Source organism: Robinsoniella sp. (genome assembly GCF_034124845.1).
Window position 1 is genome coordinate 1 of sequence record NZ_JAWYAJ010000155.1, and the last position, 5499, is coordinate 5499.

The 5499-nt window shown below is 41.4% G+C and carries 5 protein-coding genes; all 5 read left to right on the plus strand.

Annotated elements, in window-relative coordinates; translation table 11 throughout:
• A partial coding sequence (locus ACH2DQ_RS07435) for a zinc-binding dehydrogenase (RefSeq protein WP_395026184.1) occupies positions 1-425 on the plus strand: 425 nt, incomplete at its 5' end.
• 30 nt (positions 426-455) lie between these two features.
• Entirely contained in the window at positions 456-1235 is a 780-nt protein-coding gene (locus tag ACH2DQ_RS07440) for a GolD/DthD family dehydrogenase (RefSeq protein WP_394912208.1), read from the plus strand.
• A gap of 317 nt (positions 1236-1552) precedes the next feature.
• Positions 1553-2587, plus strand: a complete 1035-nt coding sequence (locus ACH2DQ_RS07445) for an asparaginase (protein WP_394912207.1) — start codon at positions 1553-1555, stop codon at positions 2585-2587.
• Between the two features lie 27 nt (positions 2588-2614).
• Positions 2615-4345 carry an ABC transporter ATP-binding protein gene (locus ACH2DQ_RS07450; protein WP_394912206.1) on the plus strand — a complete coding sequence of 577 codons (1731 nt, stop codon included), beginning with the start codon at positions 2615-2617 and terminating at the stop codon, positions 4343-4345.
• Positions 4338-5499, plus strand: a 1162-nt coding sequence (locus ACH2DQ_RS07455) for an ABC transporter ATP-binding protein (RefSeq protein ID WP_395026188.1), incomplete at its 3' end; no start/stop codon positions are given. The genes ACH2DQ_RS07450 and ACH2DQ_RS07455, both read left to right, overlap by 8 nt.

Here is a 5499-nt window from a genome sequence, read left to right on the forward strand (position 1 = left end):
TAGAATGCGGGATTTTAAAAACAGCCAATACGGGAAAAATATCTATGGAAAAAGCAATAGATGAGGCTTTTCAGGGGGAACTGGCAGACATCTTTTTTGAATGTGTTGGAATTGGAACTACTGTTAACCAGGCAATAGAGTTGTCTAAAAAGGGCCATGATATTGTAATTGTGGGGGTATATGGAATGCGTCCGGAAGTGAATATGAGTCTGGTTCAGGATAAAGAACTGCGTTTAATCGGAAGTCTGATGTATGTGGAAAAAGATTATGACGAAACAATTGATCTGATGAGCAGAGGCATAATAAACACGAAGCCCTTAATTTCAAAAACATTTGAATTAGCTGATTATGCAAAGGCTTTTCGTTACATCGAAGAGCATAAAGACAGCAGCTTAAAAATATTAATACAGGTATCCGGAGATTAGCTGTGATTCGGATAGAAAAGAGGGAAATTGATGGCACAGGAAATTAATTTCAGTGAAATAAATGAAGATTTTAACCTGGAAGGAAAGCACGCTGTAATTACCGGTGCCTCCAGCGGAATAGGACTGGAGATCGCTCAGATGTTCGCCAGAAAGGGAGCAGATGTGACGGCTTTTGATTTGGAGGATTCTGTAGAGTTAGAGGAATATGTAAGAAACAGGGGAAGAAAATTTCTATCATGTACCGGAGACATTACAAGTAAAGAAGTGATTGCAGATACGGTGGAAGCAGCAAGTAATGCGTTTGGCAAGATTGATATCCTTGTGAATTGTGCTGGGGTGGGATATTTGGAATTGGCGGAAGACAGTACGGAACATGTGTGGGATCTGACTATGGCAGTTAATCTGACAGGTGCAGTACGCATGTCTCTTTCTGTAGGAAAAACCATGATTAAAAACGGCGGTGGCAGCATTATCAATATAGCTTCCCAGGCAGGTGTGGTAGCATTAGAACGCCATCTTGCCTATGGAACCGCAAAAGCAGGATTAATACAGGCAACAAAGCAGCTTGCACTGGAATGGGGGAAATATAATGTGCGGGTCAATGCAATTTCTCCTACAATTATTCTGACTCCTATGGGGTCCATGAATTGGAATAATGAGGAGGGGGAAGCATTCAAACAGATGATTCCTTCCAGGCGTTTTGGCTATCCCAGAGAAGTGGCAGCCTGCGCGGTATATCTGGCAAGTGATGCAGCCAGTTTGTTTAATGGTGCCAATCTGATTCTGGATGGTGGCTATACAATTGCTTAGAACAGCAGCAGTTATATATAAAATGAATTTTTAAACTTGCCCAAAAAACAGATACCATAAGTAAGAGATAAAAACCAGTGTTAAAGATAATCAGAAGGATATCATATTACAGTCCTTCTGCAGATGCGGCACCAGTGCAGGATTGCTTAAATAATCAAGTGATCCTGTACTGTTTTTTTGTATATATTTCGTCAAAACATAGATAATTGTACTATAAATATCTCATGTTTGGCATGTACAAAAAGAGGAATTCATTGTATACTGATTTTCATGAGCATGAATATCAGTATACAATAGGACAGGAGGGAATTGCATAAATGAAGAAATTTTTAACGTTGACAACAGGCGGTACCATTGCATCCAGAGAAAGTGAGCATGGACTTTTTCCAGCGCTGGGAGGCGATGAACTGCTTTCTTATATACCAGATATTGCAGGTCTCTGCACAATTGATACGATAGAGATCTGCAATATTGACAGTACAAATATGAACTATGGTTACTGGTGTAAACTGGTTTGCTGCATCCGGGAAAATTATGATCGCTATGATGGATTTTTGATTGCACATGGAACCGACACCCTGGCATACACGGCTGCTGCCATGTCCTATATGATTCAGAACTCAGAGAAGCCTGTGATCTTAACCGGAGCGCAGAAGCCGATCTCCTTTGAATCAACAGATGCCATGATGAACCTCAGAGACAGTTTCCATTACATGCTCCAGGATGAAACGAATGGTGTGCAGGTAGTATTCGGGCAGCGGGCAATAGCAGGCACCCGGGCTAAGAAGATCAATACCCTGAGTTATCAGGCCTTTTCCAGCATTAATTTTCCGGATATTGCTGTAATCCGCAACAATCAGGTAATTCGGTATATTACCGCGCCCATGGCAGGAAGAGCGGTTTTTGATTTAAACTTAAACGCTAATGTATTTCTTCTAAAGCTGACGCCCTGCAGTTCACCGGAGCTGATTAAAGAAATATACCGTCTCTATGATGTAATTATTATAGAAGGTTTTGGTGTAGGAGGAATACCGGATCAATTACTGGAAACGTTTTGTAAGTGCCAGAACAGCTATCAGCCACAGGAAAAGGTGCTGGTCATTACAACCCAGGTAATGTCTGAGGGAAGTCATATTTCAGTCTATGAAGTTGGGAAAAGGCTGGAGGGAAAAATACGTTATCTGGAAGCAAAGGATATGAATCTGGAGGCAGTGGTAACGAAGTCTATGTGGATTATGGGTAAAAAACCAAAATCCTGGGATGAAATTGAAGCTTTATTTTACAGGACTATTAATTATGATATACTGGCGGCTCCAGGCATTACGCAAACACATCCTGGAGCGCCAAAATGAAACTAAGAATATTGGAGAAGAATCCCCATGAAGTTAATTGTTAAATATCTTAAAAATTACAAAAAAATGTTTTTACTAAACATACTGTCTGTCTTTGGTTTTGCACTGGTGGAACTAGGGATTCCAACTGTTATTGCTAAGATGATTGATCAGGGCGTTTTGACCGGAGACAAGAATTATATTTTTCAAATGGGTGGCATTATACTGGTCATCTCTCTGTTAGGTGTAGCGGGGACGATTATGCTGGGATATTGCTGCGCGTATCTGTCAACTGCAATCACCCGTGATATCAGGACAGAGATGTTTCAGAAGGTACAGGGATTTTCACACAGTGAATATCACCAGTTTGGTGCAGCATCACTGATTACAAGGACAAATAATGATGCATTCCAGATACAGATGTTCATGAATGTGCTGTTTCGTACAGCGCTTATGACACCAGTAATGATATTCGTGAGCTTCAGCCTGGTTCTGCGCACATCACTTCCCTTGTCCTTGATTATTATTTCTACCGTACCGATCATTATTTTAGGGGTTATTGCAGTAGCAAGGATTTCGGAACCAATAAGCGAAAACCAACAGATGGCAATGGAGGCAATTAACCGTGTTTCCAAGGAAAACCTCAGTGGAATACGTGTAATAAGGGCATTCAATAACGATGCTTATGAACAGCAGCGTTTTAATGAAGAAAATAACCAGTATATGAAATATTCCAAGAAGCTATTTAAGCTGATGTCTATGACACAGCCGACCTTTTTTCTGTTAATGAATATCGCAGGAATGGCCATTTTTGCAGTAGCAGCCAGAATGATTGACAAAGGCAGCCTGGAAATCGGAATGCTGGTGGCATTTATGGATTATCTGTTTCACGCTATGTTTTCGGTCATGCTGTTCTGTCTGGTATTTATGATGTACCCCAGGGCACGGGTCAGTGCGAGACGTATAGAAAAAGTTATCAAACAGGATGTAAAGGTTAAAAATCCGGAGAATGGTAAACAGATGGAACATGAGGTGGAGGAAATCAGTTTTGATCATGTGACTTTTGTTTATCCGGACGGAGAAGAAGCAGTCTTAAAAAATGTATCGTTTACAGCCAGAAAAGGGGAAAAGGTAGCATTTATAGGCAGTACCGGTTCCGGGAAAAGTACTTTGGTAAACCTGATACCCAGGGCCTACGATGTGACTGAGGGAAGAATCACTATGAACGGCACCGATATACGGGAATATGACTTAAAAAGTCTGCGTAATACCATCGGATTTATTCCGCAAAAAGCGATGTTATTTAGAGGAACGATTGCTGAAAATATTCGTTTTGGAAACCCGGAAGCGACTTTGGAGGAAGTGGAGCAGGCTGCCCGGACTGCACAGGCTTATGATTTCATCATGGAGAAAGGCGGATTTTCGGAAAATATTACAGAGAACGCAACCAATGTTTCAGGAGGGCAGAAGCAAAGGCTTTCCATTGCCAGGGCATTGGCTAAAAAACCACGAATATACATATTTGATGATTCTTTCTCGGCGCTGGATTTTAAAACAGATGCAAAGCTGAGAGAAGATCTCAAAAAAGAGACCGGCAATGCGATTGTACTTGTGGTGGCACAGCGTATAGCCAGTATTATGGATGCTGACAGAATTATTGTATTAAATGAAGGAAAAGTTGTAGGCAGGGGAACCCATAGACAGCTTTTGAAGGAATGTCCGATTTATCATGAAATAGCGGCTTCTCAGCTGAGTGAGGAGGAATTGGATCATGAGTAGCAATAAAAAAGGCAAGTTTACAAACAATCTGAAACAGATGAAGCGTTATATTTCACCATATAAATGGAAATTTATCGGTGCCGTATTGATGGTTATTGTATCAGTGGCATCCATGACGGTGGCTCCCAGAGTAGAAGGCATGATCACCACACAGCTTTCCAAAGATGCAATGGATATCATGAAAAAACTCCCGGATGCAGGCGTTCACTTTGATGTGGTCACGAAAATCCTGATTCTGCTGGCTGTAATTTATCTCATTAAAACCTTTTCCCAGATCATCAGTGTATATCTGCTTACGGATTCCATACAAAATGCCATGCATGATTTGAGAAATGAGGTGCAGGATAAGATACGCAGACTCCCGGTACGCTATTTTGATACCAACAGCTTCGGTGATGTGCTTAGCCGGATTACCAACGATATTGACACAGTATCCGGGGCATTACAACAGAGTTTTAGTCAGGTTATCAGCGGAGTTCTGACATTGATTCTGGCGATTACAATGATGTTCACTATACAGCCGGTAATGGCGTGTATGGCAATCTGCATAATACCATTGGCACTTCTGGTAACCAGATTTATAGTAGGGAAAAGCCAGAAGCAGTTTCGGGCTCAGCAGGATTCTGTAGGAGAATTAAATGGAACTGTTACAGAGATGTATACCGGATTCCAGGAAATACTATTTTTCAATAAACAGGAATCTTCGGTAAAGGAGTTTGTAAGTATAAATGAGGATCTGCGCAAACATGCATTTAAAGCACAGTTTATGTCCTCTGTCATGTCACCGCTGATCTCCCTCATTACGTATCTGACCATTGGAAGCATTGCGGTAGTGGGGTCGATATTTGCTATCAGTGGTGGGATTACAATCGGTAATCTGCAGGCATTTATTCGTTATATCTGGCAGATCAATGACCCCTTATCCCAAGTGTCCCAGCTTTCTTCCCAGATACAGGCTGCATTTGCTGCAATGGACCGTATCTTTGAAATCCTAGGTGAAGAAGAGGAGGTAAAAGAAGCTAGTCCAGCAACAGAGCTGCCGGAAGTCCAGGGAAAGGTAGTATTTGAACATGTATATTTCGGTTATGGGAAGAAACCTATTATCAAAGATTTTAATATCGAGGTGAAATCCGGTCAGATGGTTGCAATCGTTG